The organism is Streptomyces sp. NPDC058663, from assembly GCF_042716745.1.
In the GTDB taxonomy this organism is placed as follows: Bacteria; Actinomycetota; Actinomycetes; order Streptomycetales; family Streptomycetaceae; genus Streptomyces.
The window spans coordinates 91,353-112,777 of the sequence record NZ_JBHXRV010000019.1; the positions used below are offsets into that span (position 1 = coordinate 91,353).

Below are 21,425 nucleotides of genomic sequence, written 5' to 3' on the forward strand. Positions count from 1 at the left end.
TTCCTAGCTGAGGACCCACACCCACGCCACCCGTGTGTCCTTTTGCTATTCCGGAGCGTAATCCCATGATCACCGCCCGTGGTGTCGACGTCCTTGTCGGCGCCCGCCTCCTGCTGTCCGACGTCTCCTTCCACATCGCCCCCGGCGACCGCATCGGCCTCGTCGGCCGTAACGGAGCAGGCAAGACCACCCTGCTGAACACCCTCTCCGGGCAGCTCGCGCCCGCCGCCGGCACGGTGACTCGCACCGGCTCTCTCGGCCATCTCGCCCAGGACTCGACGGCCGCCGACCCGAGCGTCACAGTGACCGACCGGATCCTGTCCGCGCGGGGCCTCGACCGGGCCGTGCGTGCGCTGCGCGCCGCCGAGGCCGCGATGGCCGCGGCCACGGCCCCGGCCGCCGAGCGGAAGGCGATGGCCGCCTACGCGCGCGCCGAGGCCGGCTTCCAGGCGCGCGGCGGGTACGCGGCCGAGGCGGAGGCCGCCCGGGTCGCCGCCGGTGTCGGACTGCCGGCATCCGTGGTGGGCAGGCCCGTCGGAGAGCTGTCCGGCGGCCAGAAGCGCCGTGTCGAACTGGCCCGCATCCTCTTCGCCGACCACGAGACCCTCCTTCTCGACGAGCCGACCAACCACCTGGACGCTGACTCGGTGGCCTGGCTGCGCACCTTCCTGCTCTCGCACCGGGGCGGACTCGTCGTGATCAGCCACGACACCGGGCTGCTCGCCGACACCGTGAACCGGGTCTTCCACCTCGACCCCGCGCGAGCCGCTCTCGACGTGCACCACACGACCTGGCAGGGCTACCTCACCCAGCGGGACGCGCAGGAGCGGCGGCGCGCCAGGGAGCGGGCCGCCGCCGAGCGGAAGGCGTCCGCGCTGCACCACCAGGCGGACCGGATGCGGGCCAACGTGGCGACCGCGGTCGCCGCGAAGAACATGGCCCGGCGCGCCGACCGCATGCTCGCGGACCTGGCCCCGGTGCGCCGTACGGAGAAGGTCGCCAGGATCCGGCTGCCCGAGCCCGCCCCGTGCGGCCGGATGCCTCTGGGGGCGATCGCCCTCACCAAGGCGTACGGCTCCCAGGAGGTGATCAGGGGCGTCGACCTGGCCGTGGACCGGGGCAGCAGGCTGGTCGTGCTCGGCCTCAACGGGGCGGGAAAGACGACCCTGTTGCGCCTTCTGGCGGGCCGGGAGACCCCGGACTCGGGCCGGGTCGTCCCCGGGCACGGGCTGCGGCTCGGCTACTTCGCCCAGGAGCACGACACGTTGGATCCGGCCCGTACCGTACGGGAGAACCTGGCGTCGGCGGCGCCCCACCTCACGGACGGGGAGGCCCGGCGGGTGCTGGGGGCGTTCCTGTTCTCCGGGGACGACGCCGACAAGCCCGCCGGGGTCTTGTCCGGCGGCGAGAAGACCCGGCTGGCGCTGGCGGGGCTGGTGCACTCCGGGGCGAACGTCCTCCTGCTCGACGAGCCGACCAACAACCTGGACCCGGCGTCCCGCGCGGAGGTGCTGGCCGCCGTCGACTCGTACCCCGGCGCGATCGTGATGGTCACGCACGACGAGGGGGCCATCGAGGCCCTGCACCCCGACCGGGTGCTGCTGCTCCCGGACGGGACCGAGGACATGTGGGGCCGGGACCATCTGGAACTGGTGCCGTTGTCCTGACGGGCAGGCGGGCAGGCGGGCAGCCGGGCGGGGAGGAGCTGCCCAGCAGCGGTAAGGGGTGGCCTCCTGGAAGCCACCCCTTACCGCCCGTCCTCGCACAGCAGGGGGCGCACCGTCCGCCTTCTCAGCGGGGCTTGCGTGCCTCGATGAGGAAGCGGGCGGTGTGCGCCACGAAGGAGCCGTCCCGGCGGATCTGCGCGTCCATCTCGCGCAGCCGGTCGCGGTGGGCGTCCACCGTGAAGCCGGGCACCATCCAGATCACCTTGCGCAGGAAGTAGACGACCGCACCGATGTCGAAGAATTCGGTCCGCAGCGACTCGGACCGCAGGTCGACGACCTCCAGTCCGGCCGCCTCGGCCTCCTCACGGGCCGTCTCGGGCCGGCGCCCGAGGCGCGCCTCGGGCTGTGGACCGAGGAAGTACTCGACGATCTCGAAGACGCTCGCCGGACCGACGTGCTGGGAGAAGTACGTCCCGCCCGGCGCCAGTACCCGCGCGATCTCCTCCCACCAGGCCTTCACCGGGTGCCGGCTGGTGACCAGGTCGAAGGCGCCGTCGGCGAACGGCAGCGGCGGCTCGTCGGCGTCGGCGACGACCACGGCACCCAGGGGGTGCAGCAGCCGTGTCGCCCTGGCCACGTTCGGCGGCCAGGACTCGGTGGCGACCGTCACCGGGGGCAGTTTCGGGGCGCCCGCGAGGACCTCGCCACCACCGGTCTGGATGTCGAGGGCGGCACGGGCCCCGGCCAGTCGCTCGCCCATCATGCGCTGGTATCCCCAGGAGGGGCGCTGTTCGGTGGCCCGGCCGTCCAGCCAGGAGAAGTCCCAGCCGTCGACCGGGACGGAGCCGGCTTCGGCGATCAGCTCGTCGAAACCGCGTGAGGCGGGGGAATCGGGGGAAGGAAGAGAAGCAGCCATATATGGATGATCTACGCATGAAATGATAAAAGCTACTCGGTGCAGCGAAATCCTCCGGGCCGGGAATGCGTGCCCGGTGATGATCGTTGATCCTGGAGACACCCCCGACGACGTAAGGATCGTTTCCTCGTGAGCAAGGTCCCCTCCCTGACCCTCAACAACGGCGTCGAAATGCCGCAGCTCGGATTCGGCGTCTGGCAGGTGCCGGACGACGAGGCGACGGCAGCGGTGAGCGCGGCTCTGGAGGCCGGTTACCGCAGCATCGACACCGCGGCGATCTACGGCAACGAGGAAGGCACGGGCCGCGCGCTCGCCTCCTCGGGGATCGCCCGTGACGAACTGTTCGTCACCACAAAGCTGTGGAACGACAAGCAGGGTTACGACTCCACCCTGCGCGCCTTCGACGAGTCGCTCGGCAAGCTGGGCCTCGACCACGTCGACCTGTACCTGATCCACTGGCCGGTGCCTGCCAAGGGCACCTTCGTGGACACCTTCAAGGCCTTCGAGAAGATCCTCGCGGACGGCCGCGCCCGGGCGATCGGTGTCTCCAACTTCCTTCCGGAGCACCTGGAGACGCTGCTGGCCGAGACCTCGGTGGTGCCGGCGGTCAACCAGATCGAGCTGCACCCCCAGCTCCAGCAGAGCGAGTCGCGCGCCTTCCACGCCGAGCACTCCATCGCGACAGAGGCCTGGTCGCCGCTCGGCCAGGGCAAGGGCCTCCTGGAGGTCCCCACGGTCCTCGCGGTCGCCCGCAAGCACGGCAAGACCCCGGCCCAGGCGGTGCTGCGCTGGCACCTCCAGCTCGGCAACGTGGTGATCCCCAAGTCCGTGACCCCGTCGCGGATCGCGGAGAACATCGACGTGTTCGACTTCGAACTGGACGCCGACGACATGGCGGCCTTCGCCGCCCTCGACGAGGGCAAGCGCCTGGGCTTCGACCCGGCGGTCTTCGGCGCCTGAGCCGCCCCGCTTCCCTCCTGCGCCCGGAGACCTCTCCTGCGACAGGCACGCGCCCCCGGCCCCCCTTACGGACCGGGGGCGCGCTGCGTCACCTCCGTCCCGGCTCGGCTTCCCGGCCGCTTCGCTCGCGCGGGCGGCGACCGCACGGCGGCCCTTCGGCACCTCGACAGCCACGGCCACAGCCCGCCGCTCCGCGAAGATCGTCATAGACTCGCCCCGCACGGACGGCCCGCCGCGGCGGGCCCTCCGCCCGCTCCGCCCCCGCTCCCCTGTCCGAGAGGCGTGTTCATGTCCGGCACCGAGCCCGTCCCCTCGGGCACGTTCCTGCTGCGCAACGCGGGCAGCGGTCTGCTTCTCGAAGGGCGCGGCGGCACCGGCGTTCAGCAGGGCCCCGACCGGGGTGCCGCCGCTCAGCGCTGGCGGCTGAGCCCGGTGCACGAGGGCAGCGGGCTGCACCACGTGGTCAACGAGGCGACCGGCAAGCGGCTGGACGTCGCCAACGCCGCCATCGAGAACGGGACCCGGATCCAGCAGTGGAGGGCCAACAACTTCGGCGCCCAGGAGTGGATCGTCGAACGGCATCCGGACGCCCCGGGGCGGGTGAGCCTGGTCAGCTGGATCAGCGGACTGCTGCTCGAGGTCGCGGACCGGAGTACCGAGGAGGGGGCACGGGTGCAGCAGTGGGAGGACACCGACTCCCCGTATCAGTGGTGGCAGCTGGAGCCGGTGGCCGGCAACTGAGCCGCGGGACGGGGAGGCTGACCGCGACACGGCACCTCCGCCCGGGGCGGCGCCCTTGCCCGGTGGGCTTCACTCTCCAAGAATGCCCCTGATATTCGCTCTCGGAGGGGGACCCGTATGAGAAAGCCTTTCCTCGGTGCGCTGGCGGCGCTGGCGCTTCTCGGCGCCGGCGCGGCACCCGCGGTCGCGGCCACGGGCCAGGACACGGCGGGCGCCACCGCGCAGTCCGCGTCCGCGCGAAGCGCCCAGGCCCTTCGGCACAAGCCGAAGCCCGAGCCGGTCGATTTCGCGGGGACGGTGGCGCTGAGCAACTGTTCGGGCTCGGTCGTCCGGATGCCGCAGTCCCGGCAGGACGACCCCGCACTGGTCCTTTCCAACGGTCACTGCATCACCGAGCAGGACATGCCCGGGGCGGGTGAGGTCGTGGTGGGGCTGCCGTCGAAGCGGACCTTCGCCCTGCTGAACGCCAGGGCCGAGAAGGTCGGCACGCTGACCGCGAGCAAACTGGCGTACGCGACGATGACCGACACGGACATCTCGCTGTACCGGCTGACGGACACCTATGCCGGCATCCAGCGGAAGTACGGGATCAAGGCGCTGGAGCTGGACACCAGGCACCCGAAGAAGGGCCGGGCCATCACGGTCGTCTCCGGTTACTGGAAGAAGACGTACAGCTGCCGCGTGGAGGGGTTCGTGTACCGGCTGAAGGAGGCCGACTGGACCTGGAAGGACTCGCTGCGCTACACCCCGGACTGCCGGACCATCGGCGGCACCTCCGGGTCGCCGGTGATCGACCACCGCACCGGCAAGGTGATCGCGGTGAACAACACCGGCAACAACGACGGTGAGCGCTGCACGTTCAACAATCCCTGCGAGGTCGACAGGCGCGGCAGGGTGACCGTGCGCAAGGACATCAACTACGCCCAGCAGACGTACGGCATCGCACGCTGCATCGCCCGCGACAGTCAGGTCGACCTGGACCGCCGGGGCTGCCGTCTGCCGGATCCCACCGACAAGTCCTAGGCACCCAGGGCCCGTTGGGGTACGGGAGGGCAGCACCACTCCCGTACCCCATGTGCACAGCAGCCTCACAGTCGCCCTCTTGTCCGACGCGACGAATCCCCGAACAATGCCCATGACAAACCGGTGCGCGAAAGCCCCGGTCACATAAGGCACTGAGGGGACCCCCACATGAAGAAGCCTCTCGTCGGCGCTTTCCTCGCCACCCTGCTCGTCGGGGCAGGCGCGGCACCCGCGTTCGCGACCGCCGGCCAGGAAGCGGCGCCGACCCGCACACCCGCGACCGCCAAGGCGGCAACGGACGTCAACGTGAAGGCGGTTGACTTCGCCGGAACGGTCGCGTTGAGCAACTGTTCCGGTTCGGTCGTGCGTACAGCCGCCTCGCAGCCGACCGACCCCGCCCTGGTGATGTCCAACGGACACTGCCTGGAGACCGGTTTCCCGGCAGCCGGCCAGGTCATCGTGAACAGGGCGTCGTCCCGCACCTTCTCGCTGCTCAACGGAGCCGCACAGAAGGTCGCCACCCTGCGGGCCAGCAAGATCGCCTACGGCACGATGACCGACACGGACGTCGCGCTGTACCAGCTGACCAGCACCTATGCGCAGATACAGAACCAGTACGGGATCAGGGCGCTGGAGCTCAGCGCGGTGCGCCCGGCGCAGGGCACGGCGATCACCGTGGTCTCCGGCTACTGGAAGAGGACGTACAGCTGCAACGTCGACGGCTTCGCGTACCGCCTCAAGGAGGGGGCCTGGACCTGGAAGGACTCGGTGCGCTACACCTCCGCCTGCAAGACCATCGGCGGCACCTCCGGCTCCCCGGTGCTGGACACCAGCACGGGCAAGGTCGTCGCGGTGAACAACACCGGCAACGAGTCCGGCGGACGGTGCACCGACAACAACCCGTGCGAGGTCGACGAGGCCGGAAGGGTGACGGTACGTCAGGGCATCAACTACGGCCAGCAGACGTACAACATGGTGCCGTGCATCGTGGCCGGCAGCAGGATCGACCTGACCCGCCCGGGGTGCGCACTCCCCAAGCCGTAACCGGCAGAACCCCCTGTCCCGGACCTCTCATGCCCGGTTGATCCGGGAGTGCGCGGCACCGGCCCAGCTTCGGCCCGCCCTGCGGAGCCCTGCGAGCCGGTGCCGTGCGCACGGGTGCGGGCAAGCCGGCCCGGACGAGCCGGTCCGGGCGAGCGCGGTCTCGCCCAACAACTCGCCGCAACTGGCGCACACGTATTGCCGGGGCAATGCGGGCCCCATAACTTGCCGGTATGGAGCTGGAGTTGCGTCATCTGCGGACCGTAAGAGCCATCGCCGACGCCGGGAGCCTCACCAAGGCCGCAGCCGCGCTGGGGCTCGCGCAGCCCGCGCTCAGCACCCAGTTGCGGCGCATCGAAAGGGCCCTTGGCGGTCCGTTGTTCGACCGCGACCACACCGGGTCACGACCGACCCCCCTCGGCGAACTGGTGCTGGACCGGGCGCGGATACTCCTCCCCGCGGTGCGGGAGCTCCAGGAGGACGCCGTCCGGTTCGCCAACAGCTGGGCGAATCTGGATCGGTTCCGGCTCGGCGCCACGCACGGTCCGCTGCTCGGCGGGCTGGTCGACCAGCTGGCCACGGCCCGCCCCGCCGTACCCGTGACGACGTACACCACCTGGTCCGTCGCCGAGATCAGCACCATGCTGGTCGAGGGGCGGCTCGACTTCGCCCTGATCGGCGCCTGCGGAGAGAGTCCTCCGCCCGCCACGGACCGGCTGACCTGGGAGCTGGTGGGGGTCGACCCGGTGTTCGTGATGCTGCCCGAGGGCCACCCGCTGGCGGCGGAAAGGGAGTTGGAGCTGTCGCGGCTGTCCGGGGAGTGCTGGTCGGACGTGCCGGGCGAGGGCTGCTTCGCGGACTGTTTCACCGCCGCGTGCGAACGAGCCGGTTTCACCCCGATCCAGGTGTACGAGACGGACACGGCGTCCTGCGTCCATCTGGTGCAGGTGGGGCGGGCGGTGGGACTGTGCCGGGCCACGTTCCCGCCGTCACCGGGGATCGTGACGGTTCCGCTTGCCGGGGCCCCGCTCTCCTGGCGGCATCTGCTGGGCTGGCACCCGGGCGCCCCCGCCGCCGAGGCCGCGCGGGCTGTCGCCGGGTACACAGCCACCGCATACACGCAGGCCGTCGCCCGCAGTGCCGCCTATGCGCGGTGGCTGGCTACGGACGTCCGCCCCGGCTTCGGAGCCCGGGGCGGAGCCTCGTACGCCTGAGGCGGCCGAGGTACGCGATCAAGGTCTCGTGCGCGTCGTGGTCGTCGAACGCGTCGTGCACCTGGACCAGCCTCCCGGCCCCTCCCCTGGCCGCCCCGTTCAGCCCGCCCCGTGTCCCGGTGCGATGTCCTCGACCCGGCGGGCCAGCTCGAAGTCCCGCTCGGTGACCGCTCCGCCCACGCTGTGCGTGTTCACGGACAGCGAGAGGGTGCGATAGCCGAGCACCAGGTCGGAGTGGTGGTCCAGTTCGTCCTGGATCGACGCCACCTGGACAACCATCGCGGCGGCCGCGAAGTGCGAGCCGAGCCGGTACGTCCGGGCGATCCGGCTCTCCTCCAGCGACCAGCCCGGGAGTTCGCGCAGCCGGTCCTCGATCTCCTTCTGCGACAACGGCTCAGTGGCCATGGCGGACCTTCCTTCCCTACCGCTCCGCGAACGGGCCGCGGAGCACCCTCAGCTGTTGCCGGTCAGCCTGCCACCTTCCGGCCGAGGGGGACGCGGGTGCGCGGCGGAGTCGTCCCGCAGGTCTCACTCCTGTGGCCACGCGTCGCCCTGCACGCGCGCGTGCAGGTGCTCGTCGTGCCAGCCGTCCGCGTGCAACAACGCGCTCCGCATGGTCCCCTCGTACGCGAACCCGGCCTTCTCGGCGACCCGGCAGGAGGCGGGGTTGGCGGTGGAGTGGGTGAGCCGCACCCGGTGCAGGCCCAGTTCCTCGATGGCCCAGCGGCTGATGCGTACCGTCGCTTCGACGGCCGCCCCGCGGCCCCGTCCTCCGGGCAGCACCCAGTAGACGACCTCCCCCGTGCCCTGGGGCAGCGCGAGGTCGGCGATCCCCGCGGCGCCCCGCACCTCTCCCCCGCCGGGTTCCGCCAGTGCCCACAGGGCCGCCCGCTCGCTGCGCCACCTCTCCTGCCAGCGGGCTATCCGGCGCTCCGCCTCCGCCCTGTCCACCGGTCCCGGCCGGTTCCAGTGCTGGATGTCCGGGTCCTGTGCCGCCTCGACGAACTTCGGTGCGTCCGAGGTGCGCCAGGGCCGCAGCTCCAGCCCTCCCGGCAGCGCCAGCACCGGCTGTTCGCTCGACCGCATCCGTCCGGCGGGCACCACATCTGCTGTTCCATAAGTCATCGGCACATCCTGCCAAAGCCTCCGGCGAAGCCCCGGCCCGCACGCTCCGCGCCTGCTGCGGATACCGTCGGGGCATGACAACCCTTGTTCTCGAAAAGCGAGTTGGCGCCCTGCTGCGCCACTGGCGCGAGACCCGCCGTATCAGCCAGCTGGAACTGGCGCTGCGGGCCGACTCCTCCGCCCGCCACATCAGCTTCATCGAGACGGGCCGCTCCCGGCCGAGCGCCGAGATGGTGCTGCGGCTCGCCGAGCATCTGGACGTCCCGGTGCGCGAGCGCAACGACCTGCTGCTGGCGGCCGGTTACGCGCCACAGTTCGCGGAGACCCCGCTGGACGACCCGTCGATGGGTGCGCTGCGGGCCGGCATCGACCAGCTGCTCCAGGGGTACGAGCCGTACCCGGCGCTGGTCGTCGACGGCACCTACGGGATCGTCGCCGCCAATCGGGGCATCCAGCTGCTTCTCGGAGGAGTCGCCGCGCACCTGCTGTCCGCACCGAACGCGATGCGTCTGTCCCTGCACCCCGAGGGTCTCGCCCCGCGCATCCGCAACCTTCCCCAGTGGCGCGACCACCTCCTGCACCAGATGCGGCGGCAGATGGCCCTGGACAGGTCGGCGCCGCTGCGGGCGCTCTACGAGGAGGTGGCGGCCTATCCCGAGCCGCCGGTCCGCCCGGGCGAGCCGCACCCGGCGGAGCCCGCGGCCGCGCCCTTCGCGCTTCCCCTGCGGATCGAGCACGACGGGCAGGTGCTGTCCTTCGTGTCGTCCATCTCCACCTTCAACACCCCGATGGACGTCACGGTCGCGGAGCTGGCGATCGAGACGTTCCTGCCCGCCGACCGTGCCACGGTCGACCACCTGCGGGCGATGACGGGCGGGGAAGCTGCGGCGCGGTGATCCGGGGCGGGGAAGCGGCGGCGCGGTGATCCGGGGCCAGGATGTGGGCATTCCTCCTGGCCAGGGCCGCAGGGTGTGCGCGTACGGGTGAATCCTTCCGGTGCGACGGCCCGGTGGCGGGGGCGGCGGCGACGGGCGGTGCTCGGATGGGCCCCGACATCTGGCCAGGCCGTGCCACGGCCCTATCGGAGGGACCTACATGCCCGCCCCTGCCTCCCGCACCGCCCGCCGTCGCCGTATCAGCACCACCTGTGCGCTCGCCGCCGTACCGCTGCTGCTCCTCGGCGGCCCCGCGGTCGTGCACGCGGCGGCCACGGCGGGAGACCGCCCGGGCAGCCCCGCCTCCGACGACCAGCAGCCGGCGCTGTCCCTCTCGCTCACCGACGGCGTCGAGACCGTCGGCGCCGGCACCGAGGTCGGTTACACGGTGACCGTGCACAACCGGGGCGCCGCCCACCTCGTCGGACTGCGGATCGAGCAGCAGCTCCCCGCCGGCGCCTCTGCCGCCGGGGCGGGTCAGCGGGCGAAGGTGCGGGACGGCAAGGCGGTGTGGACGGCCGATGTGCGGGCGCACGGCAAGACGGTGCTGACGTCGTCGGCGCGGGTCGCCGCGAAGGAGACGGGCGCCCTGCGGGCGGCGAGCACGGCCTGTGCGTACCTGGCCGGGTCGGCGGTGCCGGTGGTGTGTTCCAGCGACATGGACATGCTGCCCTCGGGTGCGAAGGCGGGGGGCGTGGGGCTGGCCGGCCCGCAGGCGACGGCCGCCGGTCCGCAGGCGACGGCCGCCGGGCCCCGGCAGGAGCCGGCCGGGGCGGTTCTGGGGATGGACCGGCCGCTGGCCGTCGGTGTGCTGGCCGGGGTGGCGGTACTCGCGGGCGGCGGGGTGTGGGTGCTGCGGCGGCGCGGGCGGACCGCACGGATGTTCTGAGCGCCCCGGGAGCGGTCCCCGCAAGGCCCGCCGCCGCGCCCGCCGCCGCCGGGGATCACCCGGCGTGTGCCGTCCGCTTCTTGCGGGCCGCCATGACCGCGTACACGAGGACGCCCACGAAGAGGAACAGCACTCCCTGATAGACCGCCGCGTAGCCGGACCCCGCCACCAGCCACATCGAGAAGCCGGCCGCCAGCGCCGCCAGCACCCCGTCGCGGATCAGCCGGCCGCGGTCGACCCGCGCCGACTGCCCGGACAGCAGGAAGTACAGCTGGGCCGCCGTCGCGAGGAGGTAGGGGACCGTGGCGGTGAACGTGGTGACCAGGACCAGGACCTCGAAGACCCCCTCCGAGCCCGCCGTGTAGTTGTAGACGGTCAGGAGCGAGGCGAGGACGACCGTGACGATCACACCGACCGTCGGGACGCCCCGCCGCTTGGTCGCGAAGACCGCGGGGAAGAGACCGTCGCGCGCGGCGGCGTACGGGGTCTGGGCGCTCAGCAGCGTCCACCCGTTCAGCGCGCCCAGGATCGAGACCACTGCCGCGCAGGCGACGACGGTGCCGCCCCACGTCCCGCCGAACATGTGGTTCACGGCGTCGGAGAACGGCGCCCCGGAGTCCACCAGCTTGTCGTGCGGGACGTTGCCGAACACCGACAGCGTGCCCAGCAGGTAGACGAACGCGGCACCGAGCGTGCCGAGGATCGTCGCGCGGCCGACGTTGCGGCGCGGGTCGCGGACCTCGCCCGCGCTCACGGCGGCGGACTCGACGCCGAGGTAGCTGAAGAGCAGGATCGCCGCGGACGCCGAGATCGCACCGACCGCGCTGCCGCCGCTCGCCTGGAACGGGCCGAGGTTGTCCGTGCGGAAGGTGAACAGTCCGCCGACCGCCACCAGCAGCAGGGGTGCGAACTTCATGACGGTGGCGACGACTTGGACCGCACCCACGTACCGGGTCCCCGCGAGGTTCGCGGCGGCCGGCAGCCACTGGATGACCAGCGCGGCCAGCATCATGGCCGCCTTGGAGTCGCCGAGCGGGACCAGTACGTCGAGATAGCCGACGGCCGCCACGGCGAGCGCCGCGTTCGACACCCAGGCGGTGATCCAGTAGCTCCAGGCGGCCAGGAAGCCGGCGAAGTCTCCGAACGCCTCCCGGGCGTAGACGTAGGGGCCGCCCGTCCGGGGGTGCTGGTGGGCCAGTTTGCCGAAGACCAGCGCGAGGCAGATCGCACCGAGGGTCAGGACGCCGAAGGCGAGAAGGCTGATGGTGCCGAAGGGGGCGACCGAGGCGGGGAGCAGGAAGATCCCGCCGCCGATGATGTTCCCCATCACCAGGGTCGTGGCGACCCCGAGGCCGAACCGGCGGGAGTGCTTGCTCGCGCCTTCGGGGCTTTCGGTGGGATCAGCCGGAGCCGGCTGCGGAACGGTTCCGGGGTCGTGCATGGGGTGGTGCCTCTCGCCGTACGAAGAGCCCAGGGTCGCCGGGCGACAGCCATGGTCGGGTACGGGCAAGGCTGCACCAAATCAGGCTCTTTCGTCCTGTACGGCGCGGTCCGTGGCGGGAAAACCTCCTTCGACCGGGTCGTTCCACCGGGATTCCTGCGCGCCGTCCAGCGGTACCTGCGGGCCCTGGCATTCGCGCAGCCAGCGGCGGAGCACCTGGTGGACGGCTTCCGCGCCGACGATGTCCTCGCCCTCCGGGACCGGCCGGGACAGGGCGAGTGGCCACAGCAGGAAGGGGCGGGTCTGTTCGCCGCCCAGGCCCCCGTGCGAGCCGATCTGCTCCTCGAAGGCGTGCACCTGCCCGGTCTTCGGGTTGTACGAGGAGTTGACCATGAGGTCGGCGGTGTGCGGGAAGCCGTCGGTACGGCGGATCGCGTCGGCGGCGCCCTTGCCGAAGTGCCGCAACGGGCCCTCGCCGTCGCGCAGTTCGGCCAGCGGGACCTCGGCCCCGCCGGGGCCGAGCAGGAGGGCCCCGTGCGCCTCGCTGCGTACGAGGACGAAGCCGATGCCGGGGTGGTCGGTCAGCGTGCGCAGCAGGGCGGGGTGGCGGCGGTCGACGTCCTCGCGGGTGGCGCGTCCCGGGAGGTCGGGAAAGCTGATCAGGCCGAGGTTGCCGGAGGCGAGGACGATCGGATCGGAGTCGGCCGCGGGGGTGCCTGGGGCGCGCGGGGGCGCGCCGTCCTCGGTGCCGGAGGCGGGGCGGTGCAGTGCGATGCGGACGGCGTCGCGGGCCTCGGCGCCGCTCCTGGTGCGCTGGGCCCGCTTGGGGACGTCCAGGCCGCAGCCGGCGCGGACGTAGTCGCGCAGGGTGAGGCCGAAGCGGCCCTCGAAGGTTTCGCCGGGGCTCTGCCCGTGGTCGGAGAGCAGGACGACGCGGTACGCGCGCGGGGCGTGCTCGGCGACCTTGACGAGGAGGGCCAGGGACCGGTCCAGACGGCGGAGGATCGTGTCGGCGTCCTGGCTGCGCGGCCCGGAGTGGTGGGCGACCTCGTCGTAGGCGACCAGGTCTGCGTAGATCGCGGTGCGGCCCGCCAGCAGGTCCCCCATGACGGCGGAGACCACGACGTCGCGCTCGACGACGGTGGCGAAGGCGCGGATGAAGGGGTAGAAGCCGCCGCGGCCGACCCTCGGGGTCTCCTCGCGCAGCCGGGAGCGCACGGAGGAGTGGATTTCGCGGGCGACCTCGGCGACGAAGGACATCGCGGTGCGCACCGCGTTGGCGGGGTCGGAGAAGTAGGTGAAGTATCCGGCCCGGGAACGGTTGTTGGGGCCCCGGCGGGCGGCGATGGACAGGACCAGGGCGAGCTGGTCGGCGCCGCCGGAGAAGAGGTTGCCCCGGCTGGCGCCGTCGTAGCTGAGCAGGCCGCCGTCGCCGGTGCGCTCGATGGCGCGCTGCTGGAGTTCGGCGGTGGAGGCCGGGCTGGAGCAGACCATGGTCCGGCCGGTCTCCTTCTCGTACCACCGGAAGGCGGGGACGTCGTGGTTGGAGCCGTGCAGGATGCCGAGCTGGCTGGCGCCGGTCTGGCTGGACCAGTCGGTGTGCCAGGGGGTGAGCCTGTGGCTGGCGACCGTGTCGCCCTGCGGTGCGACGAGGCTCGCGACGGTGGGCATCAGGCCCTTGTCCAGGGCGCGGCGCAGAGTGTCGTGGCCGAGCCCGTCGAGCTGGACGAAGAGAGTGCCCGGCATGCCGTGCCTGCCCTCGTCGCGCCGGCCGCCGCGGCGGCGCTGGGCGAGCCGGGAGAGCCGGTACCGGTACGCCTCGTCGTCGCGGACGGCGAACGCGGTGGAGGTCGCCGAGGCGACGGCGGACATCACGGCGGCGACGACGACCGCGGTCCGCGGGTCCATCTCTCCGCTGCCGTCGGGGATGAGGCCGAGGGCCAGGAGCAGCACGGAGCCGTTGAGGAAGAAGACGAGCAGGCCGAGGAGGAGGGCGGGTACCAGGAGGAGGGCCCGCACGGCGAGCGGCCACACCAGGGCGGACAGCAGGCCGAAGGCGCCGGCGGCCCAGGCCGCGGTGAAGGCGATCCCGGTGAAGGACTCCGAGTCGTCGCGCTGGAGCTGGAAGTCGGGGAGGATTCCGGCGAGGGCCAGCATGGTGAGGGTGGACGCCGCCCAGACGGTGATCACCCGTAGCAGGGTGCCGCCCGCGTGCCGCCAGCCCGCTCTTCGCCCTCGCCCCTCGCCCACCACGCCGTACCCGCCTCTGTTCCCGTGGGCCCCGTCCGTCCGGGCCTGTGCTGCGGCCAGCCTGTCACAGGGCGCGCGCGGTGCGGCCGGACACCGGGAGGTACCGGGTCAAAGGCCTCGCGGGAGGATCAGCAGCCGTCGTAGCCGGCCGTCGGCATGGACAGCCGCCGGTGCACGTCGGCCTTCATCGCCGCACTGTAGAGCGGCTCGTCGAGCCCGGCCTCCTCCACCCGTACGCCGCGTCTCTCGCACTCGGCCAGGAAGTCGCGGGCCGAGCGCAGGGCACGGTCCAGCACGCGGGCGTTGGGCACGACGAAGAAGTCGACGTGTCCTGCCTCGACGTCGGCCCACAGGGCGCGGTGGCCGCAGGGCAGCCCGTTCAGGAGGAGCCGGCGGGTGACGGCGTACCCCTTGTCGGCGGCCCAGCGCACGCACATCGCGTGCTGGCTGCGGGTGTCGACCAGGAAGGGGTCGTGGTCGAGCTCTTCGAGGGGGGTCAGGGCGGCGATGACCGCCACCCGTACCTCGCCGGTGTCCCTGTCCGCGTCGTCCATGACCCGCCCCTCTTCCCGCCACTGGCGCCGCACCCGACCCTACTCCGGCACGGCCCCGCGCGAGGAGGCGCGTGACTACGGCGCGAGGGGCGCCCCGTAGGGTGGACGGGCGTCTGCCGAAGGAGCCAGGAACACTGTGAAGCCCGGTGAGCTGTGAACCCCGCGGGAACCGTCGTCACCTGGTGGGGCCATGCGACCTGCACGGTCGAGGACTCCGGGGTACGGCTGTTGACCGACCCCCTGTTCGTACGGCGCTTCGCGCATCTGCGGCGGCGCAGGGGCGCGTTGCCCGCGGCGCAGGCGCTGCGGGCCGACGCCGTGCTGGTCTCGCATCTGCACTCCGACCATCTCCATCTGCCTTCGCTGGCCCGTCTCGCCCCCGGCACCCCGGTGGTCGTGCCGCGCGGCGCGGTGCGGCAGGTGGCGGCGCTGCGCAGGTTCCGCACGACCGAGGTGGGGCCGGGTGAGACGGTGCGGGTCGGGGGGCTGAGCGTACGAGCCGTGCACGCGCAGCACGACGGGCGGCGGCTGCCGCTCGGGCCGCACCGCTGCCCCGCGCTGGGTTACGTCGTCGAGGGGGCGTCCGCCACCTACTTCGCCGGGGACACCGGGCTGTACGACGGCATGGCGGAAGCGGTCGGCCCGGTGGACACGGCGCTGCTGCCGGTCGGCGGCTGGGGGCCGAACCTGGGCCCCGGCCACCTGGACGCGGGACGGGCGGCCCAGGCCCTCGCCCTGCTGGCGCCGCGGCACGCGGTGCCCGTGCACTACGGGACGTACTGGCCGATCGGCCTGGACGGGGTGCGACCGCACGAATTCCACGCGCCGGGCCACGAGTTCGTGCGCAAGGCCGCCCTGCTGGCACCGGAGGTGGCGGTGCACCGGCTGGAGCACGGCGAGAGCGTGACGACGGAGGGACCCGCGTGAGCGGGCGGTGGAGTGCCGTGCGCGGGGACGCCGGGCAGTGGCTGGCGGACGCGGCGCAGGCGGTGGGCGTCACGGTGCCGCCGGAGGCGACGCAGCAGGCGCTCGGCTACCCGGCGCTCTTCGCCCTGGTGACGCTGGGAGCGCTGGTGCCCGTGGTGCCGACGGGGGCGCTGGTGAGTACGGCGGCGGTGGTGGCGCTGCACCAGAGCGTTCCCGCCCTGTCCCTGGCGCTCGTCTTCGTGGTGGCGGCGACCGCCGCCTTCGTCGGCGATCTGGCGCTGTACTGGCTGGGGGTGCGCGGGGTGCGCTCCGAGCACGGTTCGAAGTGGCTGGACGCGCTGCGCAAAAGGGCGCCGCGGGACCGGCTCGAACAGGCCCAGGGAAAGCTGGAGGAGCACCGCTCGAAGGTGCTGACCCTGTCCCGGCTGGTGCCGGCCGGGCGGATTCCGGTGATGCTGGCCTGTCTGCTCGCGAAGATGCCGCTCCGCAGGTTCGCCCGGGGGGACGTCCCGGCCTGTCTGGCGTGGGCGGCGGCGTACCAGCTGATCGGGGTGCTGGGCGGCGCGCTCTTCGCCCGCCCGTGGCAGGGGGTGGTGGCGGCGATCGTGGTGACGCTGCTGATCAGCGCGGTGCCCTCGCTGTGGCGGCGCGTGCGGAAGGCTGCGGCCTGAGGGTGCGGGCCGGGCGGGCGCGGGACCGGGCTGGCGCCGGCCGGGCTGGCGCGGGCCAGGGCGGGCGCGGGCCCGCACCCTCGGGTCGCTCGGTTGGTACGGGTGCTTCGGGGCGCTCGGGTGCTCCGGGTCAGCTCAGTACGCGGGAGGCGCCGACCGGCAGGTCCCACAGGTCCTCGCGCGGGCGGCCCGCCCGTTGCCAGGCGGCGCGGACCCGGGTGAGGGGTTCGAGGACGGGTTCGGCGGAGAGCACGAAGGTGCCCCAGTGCATGGGTGCCATCTGCCGTGCTCCCAGGTCCCCGCACGCCCGCACGGCTTCCTCCGGGTCCATGTGCACGTCGCGCAGCCACCAGCGGGGGTGGTACGCGCCGATGGGGAGCAGTGCCAGATCGAGGCCGGGGTGGCGGTCGCCGATCTCGCGGAACCAGTGGCCGTATCCCGTGTCGCCGGCGAAGTAGACGCTTTGGCCCCGCTGGTCGCTGAGCACCCAGCCGCCCCAGAGGGTGCGGCAGGTGTCGGTCAGGGAGCGCTTGCTCCAGTGGTGGGCGGGCACGAAGTCGAGCCGCACGCCGTGCAGTTCGGCGCCTTCCCACCAGTCCAGTTCGGTGACGTGGGTGAAGCCCCGGCGGCGGCACCAGCGGGCGAGGCCCGCGGGGACGAACAGCGGGGTCTCGCGCGGCAGTCTCCTGAGGGTGGGCGCGTCGAGGTGGTCGTAGTGGTTGTGGCTGATGACGACGGCGTCGACGCGCGGCAGGTCCTCCCACCGGACGCCCACCGGGGTGATCCTGGCGGGCGTGCCGAGGATCTTCCTGGACCAGACGGGGTCGGTGAGCACGGTGAGCCCGCCGATGCGCACCACCCAGCTGGCGTGGCCCGCCCAGGTGACGGCGACGGTGCCGGCTTCCACCACCGGCAGCGGTCCCGGCGCGAACGGCAGGCTGCCGACGTCGCGCAGTCCGTCGCGGCCGGGCCTGATGGCTCCTTCGCGGGCCAGCCTGGCGAGCGCGTGCACACCGGGGAGCGGTGCGGTGAGGCGGTCGGCGAAGGTCCGGGGCCAAGGGGTGGTGCGGACTTCGCCGAGGGGGCGGGTACGGGAGGAACGCAGGGGTGGCCGGGATCGTTGCACGAGGTCCGACGCCCGGTCCGCGGAGCGCTCCGAGGGGTCGGTGAGTTCGGTCTGTTCCGTCATCGCAAGGCTCCGTTCGGTGCGTATGCAGGGGGCGTACCCGGCTGCCGGATCAGCCCAGTTCGGCCAGGGCAGCGCCCAGGTGGTTCAACGCCTGCTCCACATGAGGCAGTTCAAGCGGCGCCTGTGCCGCGAGTGACTCGCCCCGCTGCCGGGAGGTCGCGCCGAGCAGCGGTGCCGTCGAGATCCGTGCGCGCAGCGAGCCCAGCGGGTCGCCGAACCGGTGCCCGCCGGGAACCGGGGTGCCCAGGCGGCGGGTGAGGTACTCCTCCAGCTCCATCGAATCGGTGACGCCCCGGGCGGCCAGCCCCTCGCGCAGCGGTTCCAGGTCCGCGTAGAGGTGACGCCCGGCCGTGGGGGGCCTGGCCAGGGCGCCGGCGGCGAGCAGCGTCCGGTGGACGGCGTGCTGTACGCGCGCGTGCAGCGAGGCGGCGGCCCGTGCGCGGGCCACGACCGGCTCCGGGTCGTGCAGGGCGTACGCCGCGGCCTCGGCGAACGGGGCCGGCACGGTGGCCCCGAGCGCGACCAGCGCGTCGAGGGCGCGGGCGCCCAGCCGGGACCCGTACTCGGTGTCCGGCAGCCGGGCGACGGCGACGTGCCAGGCGGTGGGCAGGAGGGCACCGGCCAGGTCGGTCAGGACGACGACCTGCTCGGGGAACATCGCGGCCGGACTGTGGAACACGGGCTCAGGGGGGTACGGGGCCCCGGCGGGAGACGGCCTCCCACCCGGTCCGTCGTCCTGGCGGTGCACGGTGTCGCGCCAGGTCTCGTCGCTGATCACCAGCAATCCCTCGGCGAGCGCGGCCTCGCACGCCTGGTGCACCACCTCGGGCGGGGCGACGGTCGCGGTCGGGTCGTCCGGGACGGACAGCAGCAGGAGACGGGGGTCCCCGCCTTCGGCTCGCACCCGCCGGACGGTCTCCAGCAGGGCGTACGGGTCGGGGACGCCACCGCACTCGGCGGGGGTCGGCACGTGGTACGAGGCACGGGCCCCGCCGCCGACGAGGCGCACCTGCGGGGCCCACCAGGCCGGGCACGGGCGGGGCAGCAGGACGTCTCCGCCGACGGCGGCCATCAGGGCGAAGAGCAGCGGCGGCGCGCCCGGCGCGGCGATCACGTCGTACGGTTCGACGCTCAGCCCGCGCCGGAGCCAGTGGCCGGTGGCGGCGGCCCGCAGTGCCTCCGAGCCCCCCGGGGGTTCGGGCGTGGTGCGGGTGGCGGCCGCGGCCAGCGCGGCGGCGAGTTCCGGGAGGACGGGGAGGCCGGGGGGCGGGGCGGGCGGCCCGTACCTGACCCTGCCCTGGTCCTCGGGGAGGATCCGCTGCATGAGGGCCTCTCGGGGAGGGGAAACCTACTCGGGGGTCGACCCCCCAAGGCCCTTTATAAGTGGGGTTGGGTGCGGACGCACGGGGACGGACGGAGGGGAGGGCGGGGCCGGACGGGCCTGCCTCCTACGGGCCGGCCCCGCACGGGCCTGCCACGCCGGGCCCTTCTCCTAGGCGTCCGTCTCGTACGGGAGGCCGGCCGGTGTGCGCCACGGACGTGGGGCAGGCCGGGAGCGCAACGGCACGTCGCACAGCACCGGCTGCCGTCGCCCGTCCCGGGCGTCCCGCCCGTCCCGCCCGGCGCGTCCACCGGATCGTCCGACGGAGCGGCTGGCGGGCCTGCCGGCGGACCGGGCGGCGGGGCCCGCACGCTCGCTCACGCCGCTTCCTTCAGGGCCTGCGCCCGCAGCTGCGTGCAGCACCTGTTGATCAGCCGGGACACGTGCATCTGGGACAGGCCGAGGTCCTCCGCGATGCTGCTCTGCGTCATGTCGCGGAAGAACCGCATGTAGAGGATCTTCCGCTCCCGCTCGGGGAGCTGCCGCAGTCCGGGCTTGACCGCCTCGCGGTCGACGATCACGTCCAGGGCCGGGTCGGGCCCTCCGATGGCGTCGATGAGGGAGTAGCCGTCCGCGCTGCCGGAAAGTTCGGCGTCGAGCGACAGGGCGGTGAAGGAGTCGAGGGCCTCCAGGCCGGACAGCACCTCGGCCTCGCTCATGCCGGCCTGGGCGGCGATCTCGGCGACGGTCGGCGTGCGGCCCACCATCGTCTGGGCCAGTTCCTGGTGCGCGGCCCGCACCCGGTTGCGCAGGTCCTGGACGCGGCGCGGCACGTGCAGGGTCCACATGTGGTCGCGGAAGTGCCGCTTGATCTCACCGGTGATGGTCGGCACGGCGAAGCTCTCGAACGCCGCCCCGTGTGCCGGGTCGTACCTGTCGACAGCCTTGACCAGTCCGAGGGCGGCCACCTGGCGCAGATCCTCCAGCGACTCGCCGCGGTTGCGGAACCGGCCCGCCAGCCGCTCGGCCATCGGCAGCCACGCGTTGACGATCTCCTGCCGGATCACCTCGCGTTCGTACCCCTCGGGCAGACCGGCCAGCCGCTGGAACGCGGCGGCGGTGTCGGGGGCGTCGTCGTGCGGGTGCTTGCCTGACGTTCGAGTGCGCATCGTGTTGCTCCCCTGGGACCTCTGAGCGGTGCGGACGGAATGGGTGTCACCGCTGGGAGAGGAGAGCCGGAGCCGGGTGCCCGCCGGATTGCACAGCACACGCCCGGAGCGCCTGCACCGCTCCCACGGACGTGCCTCCGGTCCGAAGCACGGGGTTCGCCTGCCCTGGCGCGCGCGGGGCAAACGGGCGGCGCAGGGATCTGTGACGGGCGGCACATCGGCGGGAGCCGCCCGGAACACTCACGGGCGGGCGGGCGGTCCGGGGGCCAGGGGGCCGACGGCCCGGGACACCCGTGGAGGGGCGGCCCGGGACCGCGGGGTCAGTCCGGCCAGTAGCCGGTGAGACGCCGCACGACGGTGGCCCCGCTGCGCTCCACCGTCGTCCGTACGACGGCGAAGATGGCGCCCTCCAGGGCGACCGCGGGCAGGATCTCGCGCCAGCGGCGGTCGCGGTCGAGGCCGTCCGGGGCGTCGTCCTCGCCGGTGACGACCTTCCAGGTCTTGCGGAACGCGGCCCCGGCGAGCATGCCGCCCGCCAGGCCGAAGATCATGCCGAGTGGCTTGTAGAGCACTTTGCCCACGTCGGACTTCCTCCTTTGCGTGGCGGCCGTGCGGGCCGCCGGAATGCCGTCCGGGATCGGGTTCCGGGCTCCTCGTCGAGGACCCGCACTCCGGGCGCGGATTCCGCCACCGCCGTCCCTGACGGTCGCGGCACCGCGCCCGGAGCCCATCCCTATCCCAGTGGCCGTACGGCCGCGATCCGGGTCCCCCGCATCCGCCGGGCCAAACCCCTTCGGTTCGGCGGGACATGGGAATCGGGGGCCGTGCCCGTGTTTGGGAGCGCTGTGCCGGGTACCCGCCCGGGACCCCCGAAAGATCATGGAGTGATGCATTTATGCAGCGAGGCAGCGACCGCGTCAGCCGACGTCAGGACGACGAGATGAAGCAGGAGCTGCAGGGGCTGCTGCGGTCCGGTCACCCGACCAGGACCGAGGAGTGGCTGGACCCGGAGCCGGTGGCCGACGACGATCCCGTGCTGGCTTCGGATCCGGCGCCGCGGCCGGGTCCCGACGGCGAGTTCGAGAAGGTGCGGTTCGAACTGGCCCGGCACCTGGGCCGTACGCAGTTCCCTGCGGACCGGGACGGCGTGGTCTCGATGCTCCGGCACGGGCACGCGCCCGACCGGCTGTGCGAGGTGGTGGCGGCGCTGCCCGAGGAGGCGGTGTTCGACAACGTCCAGGCGGTCGCGGTGGCGGCCGTACCCGGGGCCCGCACCCACGGCTGAGCGCGCCGCCCGCGGCCGGCGGCCCCGGCACCGGGGCCGCCGGTGGGGATCGCGGCGGGCCCGCGCGAGGTGACTCAGGTCCCGGTTCGGACCCGCTGCGGCGGGTA

Annotated in this window: 22 protein-coding genes; 11 read left to right on the plus strand and 11 right to left on the minus strand. The window is 73.1% G+C overall.

Features of this window, described 5'->3' with window-relative positions; all coding sequences use genetic code 11:
* Window positions 1-65 precede the first annotated feature (65 nt).
* Window positions 66-1,667: an ABC-F family ATP-binding cassette domain-containing protein gene (locus ACFWVV_RS16185; RefSeq protein WP_384352669.1), complete on the plus strand. Its 1,602-nt coding sequence runs from the start codon at window positions 66-68 to the stop codon at window positions 1,665-1,667.
* Between the two features lie 124 nt (window positions 1,668-1,791).
* Here ACFWVV_RS16185 and ACFWVV_RS16190 read toward each other — a convergent pair whose 3' ends face one another.
* The gene (locus ACFWVV_RS16190; RefSeq protein ID WP_384352666.1) at window positions 1,792-2,583 is read right to left on the minus strand and encodes a class I SAM-dependent methyltransferase; all 792 of its coding nucleotides are present in this window, start codon (window positions 2,581-2,583) and stop codon (window positions 1,792-1,794) included.
* 129 nt (window positions 2,584-2,712) lie between these two features.
* Here ACFWVV_RS16190 and ACFWVV_RS16195 point away from each other — a divergent pair, with 129 nt between their 5' ends.
* The 5 genes from ACFWVV_RS16195 to ACFWVV_RS16215 all read left to right on the plus strand — a co-directional run bounded on the left by ACFWVV_RS16195 (window position 2,713) and on the right by ACFWVV_RS16215 (window position 7,562).
* Complete coding sequence (locus tag ACFWVV_RS16195; RefSeq protein ID WP_384352663.1) at window positions 2,713-3,543, plus strand: aldo/keto reductase; 831 nt, start codon at window positions 2,713-2,715, stop codon at window positions 3,541-3,543.
* A gap of 288 nt (window positions 3,544-3,831) precedes the next feature.
* Entirely contained in the window at window positions 3,832-4,284 is a 453-nt protein-coding gene (locus tag ACFWVV_RS16200; RefSeq protein ID WP_384352660.1) for an RICIN domain-containing protein, read from the plus strand.
* 117 nt (window positions 4,285-4,401) lie between these two features.
* Window positions 4,402-5,307: a serine protease gene (locus tag ACFWVV_RS16205; RefSeq protein ID WP_384352657.1), complete on the plus strand. Its 906-nt coding sequence runs from the start codon at window positions 4,402-4,404 to the stop codon at window positions 5,305-5,307.
* A 168-nt stretch (window positions 5,308-5,475) separates the two neighbouring features.
* On the plus strand, window positions 5,476-6,351 hold the full coding sequence (locus ACFWVV_RS16210; RefSeq protein WP_384352654.1) for a serine protease: 876 nt from the start codon (window positions 5,476-5,478) through the stop codon (window positions 6,349-6,351).
* A 230-nt stretch (window positions 6,352-6,581) separates the two neighbouring features.
* Window positions 6,582-7,562: a LysR family transcriptional regulator gene (locus ACFWVV_RS16215; protein WP_384352651.1), complete on the plus strand. Its 981-nt coding sequence runs from the start codon at window positions 6,582-6,584 to the stop codon at window positions 7,560-7,562.
* Window positions 7,563-7,661: 99 nt separating this feature from the next.
* On the opposite strand, the gene ACFWVV_RS16220 is transcribed toward ACFWVV_RS16215, so the two are convergent.
* A complete protein-coding gene (locus tag ACFWVV_RS16220; protein ID WP_384352648.1) occupies window positions 7,662-7,967 on the minus strand; it encodes a 4a-hydroxytetrahydrobiopterin dehydratase in 306 nt (101 codons plus the stop codon).
* A gap of 123 nt (window positions 7,968-8,090) precedes the next feature.
* Complete coding sequence (locus ACFWVV_RS16225) at window positions 8,091-8,687, minus strand: GNAT family N-acetyltransferase (protein WP_384352645.1); 597 nt, start codon at window positions 8,685-8,687, stop codon at window positions 8,091-8,093.
* Window positions 8,688-8,761: 74 nt separating this feature from the next.
* Here ACFWVV_RS16225 and ACFWVV_RS16230 point away from each other — a divergent pair, with 74 nt between their 5' ends.
* On the plus strand, window positions 8,762-9,583 hold the full coding sequence (locus ACFWVV_RS16230) for a helix-turn-helix domain-containing protein (protein ID WP_384352642.1): 822 nt from the start codon (window positions 8,762-8,764) through the stop codon (window positions 9,581-9,583).
* Window positions 9,584-9,782: 199 nt separating this feature from the next.
* Complete coding sequence (locus ACFWVV_RS16235; RefSeq protein WP_384352639.1) at window positions 9,783-10,511, plus strand: hypothetical protein; 729 nt, start codon at window positions 9,783-9,785, stop codon at window positions 10,509-10,511.
* 55 nt (window positions 10,512-10,566) lie between these two features.
* On the opposite strand, the gene ACFWVV_RS16240 is transcribed toward ACFWVV_RS16235, so the two are convergent.
* The 3 genes from ACFWVV_RS16240 to ACFWVV_RS16250 all read right to left on the minus strand — a co-directional run bounded on the left by ACFWVV_RS16240 (window position 10,567) and on the right by ACFWVV_RS16250 (window position 14,756).
* Window positions 10,567-11,952 carry an amino acid permease gene (locus ACFWVV_RS16240; protein WP_384352637.1) on the minus strand — a complete coding sequence of 462 codons (1,386 nt, stop codon included), beginning with the start codon at window positions 11,950-11,952 and terminating at the stop codon, window positions 10,567-10,569.
* Window positions 11,953-12,033: 81 nt separating this feature from the next.
* Entirely contained in the window at window positions 12,034-14,202 is a 2,169-nt protein-coding gene (locus tag ACFWVV_RS16245; RefSeq protein ID WP_384352634.1) for an alkaline phosphatase family protein, read from the minus strand.
* Window positions 14,203-14,330: 128 nt separating this feature from the next.
* Window positions 14,331-14,756 (minus strand): hypothetical protein, encoded by a 426-nt coding sequence (locus ACFWVV_RS16250; RefSeq protein ID WP_384352631.1) that lies wholly within the window; start codon window positions 14,754-14,756, stop codon window positions 14,331-14,333.
* Between the two features lie 153 nt (window positions 14,757-14,909).
* On the opposite strand from ACFWVV_RS16250, the gene ACFWVV_RS16255 reads away from it, so the two are divergent.
* Together ACFWVV_RS16255 and ACFWVV_RS16260 are read left to right on the plus strand one after the other, a co-directional pair.
* Entirely contained in the window at window positions 14,910-15,683 is a 774-nt protein-coding gene (locus tag ACFWVV_RS16255) for an MBL fold metallo-hydrolase (protein ID WP_384352628.1), read from the plus strand.
* Between the two features lie 41 nt (window positions 15,684-15,724).
* Window positions 15,725-16,354 (plus strand): DedA family protein, encoded by a 630-nt coding sequence (locus ACFWVV_RS16260; protein WP_384352815.1) that lies wholly within the window; start codon window positions 15,725-15,727, stop codon window positions 16,352-16,354.
* 130 nt (window positions 16,355-16,484) lie between these two features.
* Here ACFWVV_RS16260 and ACFWVV_RS16265 read toward each other — a convergent pair whose 3' ends face one another.
* The 5 genes from ACFWVV_RS16265 to ACFWVV_RS16285 all read right to left on the minus strand — a co-directional run bounded on the left by ACFWVV_RS16265 (window position 16,485) and on the right by ACFWVV_RS16285 (window position 20,614).
* Window positions 16,485-17,543 carry an MBL fold metallo-hydrolase gene (locus ACFWVV_RS16265; protein ID WP_384352625.1) on the minus strand — a complete coding sequence of 353 codons (1,059 nt, stop codon included), beginning with the start codon at window positions 17,541-17,543 and terminating at the stop codon, window positions 16,485-16,487.
* A 49-nt stretch (window positions 17,544-17,592) separates the two neighbouring features.
* Entirely contained in the window at window positions 17,593-18,867 is a 1,275-nt protein-coding gene (locus ACFWVV_RS16270) for an aminotransferase class I/II-fold pyridoxal phosphate-dependent enzyme (RefSeq protein ID WP_384352622.1), read from the minus strand.
* Between the two features lie 168 nt (window positions 18,868-19,035).
* Complete coding sequence (locus ACFWVV_RS16275) at window positions 19,036-19,245, minus strand: hypothetical protein (RefSeq protein ID WP_384352620.1); 210 nt, start codon at window positions 19,243-19,245, stop codon at window positions 19,036-19,038.
* A complete protein-coding gene (locus ACFWVV_RS16280) occupies window positions 19,242-20,033 on the minus strand; it encodes an RNA polymerase sigma factor SigF (protein ID WP_384352618.1) in 792 nt (263 codons plus the stop codon). Before ACFWVV_RS16280 ends, ACFWVV_RS16275 begins: the two co-directional genes overlap by 4 nt.
* Window positions 20,034-20,353: 320 nt before the next feature.
* Complete coding sequence (locus ACFWVV_RS16285; protein ID WP_384352615.1) at window positions 20,354-20,614, minus strand: DUF4235 domain-containing protein; 261 nt, start codon at window positions 20,612-20,614, stop codon at window positions 20,354-20,356.
* A gap of 314 nt (window positions 20,615-20,928) precedes the next feature.
* Here ACFWVV_RS16285 and ACFWVV_RS16290 point away from each other — a divergent pair, with 314 nt between their 5' ends.
* Window positions 20,929-21,318, plus strand: coding sequence for a DUF2795 domain-containing protein (locus ACFWVV_RS16290; RefSeq protein WP_384352613.1), 390 nt, complete (start codon window positions 20,929-20,931; stop codon window positions 21,316-21,318).
* Window positions 21,319-21,425 lie beyond the last annotated feature (107 nt).